The sequence below is a fragment of the Kitasatospora misakiensis genome, assembly GCF_042656005.1.
Taxonomy (GTDB): Bacteria; Actinomycetota; Actinomycetes; order Streptomycetales; family Streptomycetaceae; genus Kitasatospora; species Kitasatospora misakiensis.
Genome location: NZ_JBHSOF010000128.1, coordinates 1 through 1502, shown reverse-complemented (window position 1 = coordinate 1502; position 1502 = coordinate 1). Strand labels below are relative to the sequence as shown.

At 56.7% G+C, this 1502-nt stretch carries 1 rRNA gene; it reads right to left on the bottom strand.

Annotation, left to right across the window (positions count from 1 at the left end):
• Positions 1 to 1502: ribosomal RNA gene (locus ACFP3U_RS36850) — 23S ribosomal RNA — on the bottom strand; the annotation flags it as partial.

The window sequence follows — 1502 nt, the reverse complement described above, 5'->3', positions numbered from 1 at the left end:
AAGTCGTTACGCCATTCGTGCAGGTCGGAACTTACCCGACAAGGAATTTCGCTACCTTAGGATGGTTATAGTTACCACCGCCGTTTACTGGCGCTTAAGTTCTCAGCTTCGCCCCGACGAATCAGAGCTAACCGGTCCCCTTAACGTTCCAGCACCGGGCAGGCGTCAGTCCGTATACATCGCCTTACGGCTTCGCACGGACCTGTGTTTTTAGTAAACAGTCGCTTCTCGCTGGTCTCTGCGGCCACCCCCAGCTCGGAGTGCAAGACTCGTCACCAGGAATGGCCCCCCTTCTCCCGAAGTTACGGGGGCATTTTGCCGAGTTCCTTAACCATAGTTCACCCGAACGCCTCGGTATTCTCTACCTGACCACCTGAGTCGGTTTGGGGTACGGGCCGCCATGAAACTCGCTAGAGGCTTTTCTCGACAGCATAGGATCATCCACTTCACCACAATCGGCTCGGCATCAGGTCTCAGCCTTAATGAGTGACGGATTTGCCTATCACTCGGCCTACACCCTTACCCCGGGACAACCACCGCCCGGGCTGGACTACCTTCCTGCGTCACCCCATCGCTCACCTAATACGAGGTCGGATCACCGGCTCCACCACTTCCCCTTGTCCGAAGACTCCGGGACGGCTTCACGGGCTTAGCATCACTCGGTTCAGCGTTGGCGCTTCAAAGCGGGTACGGGAATATCAACCCGTTGTCCATCGACTACGCCTGTCGGCCTCGCCTTAGGTCCCGACTTACCCTGGGCAGATCAGCTTGACCCAGGAACCCTTGGTCAATCGGCGCAAGAGTTTCTCACTCTTGTATCGCTACTCATGCCTGCATTCTCACTCGTGTACCGTCCACGACTGGTTTCCACCGCCGCTTCACCCGGCACACGACGCTCCCCTACCCATCACAGCAGGCGTTAGCCCTTCATGCTGCAATGACACGACTTCGGTGATGTGCTTGAGCCCCGCTACATTGTCGGCGCGGAATCACTTGACCAGTGAGCTATTACGCACTCTTTCAAGGGTGGCTGCTTCTAAGCCAACCTCCTGGTTGTCTCTGCGACTCCACATCCTTTCCCACTTAGCACACGCTTAGGGACCTTAGTCGGTGTTCTGGGCTGTTTCCCTCTCGACCATGGAGCTTATCCCCCACAGTCTCACTGCCACGCTCTCACTTACCGGCATTCGGAGTTTGGCTAAGGTCAGTAACCCGGTAAGGCCCATCGCCTATCCAGTGCTCTACCTCCGGCAAGAAACACGTGACGCTGCACCTAAATGCATTTCGGGGAGAACCAGCTATCACGGAGTTTGATTGGCCTTTCACCCCTAACCACAGGTCATCCCCCAGGTTTTCAACCCTGGTGGGTTCGGTCCTCCACGAAGTCTTACCTCCGCTTCAACCTGCCCATGGCTAGATCACTCCGCTTCGGGTCTTGGGCGTGCAACTCAAACGCCCTATTCGGACTCGCTTTCGCTACGGCTACCCCACACGGGTTAACC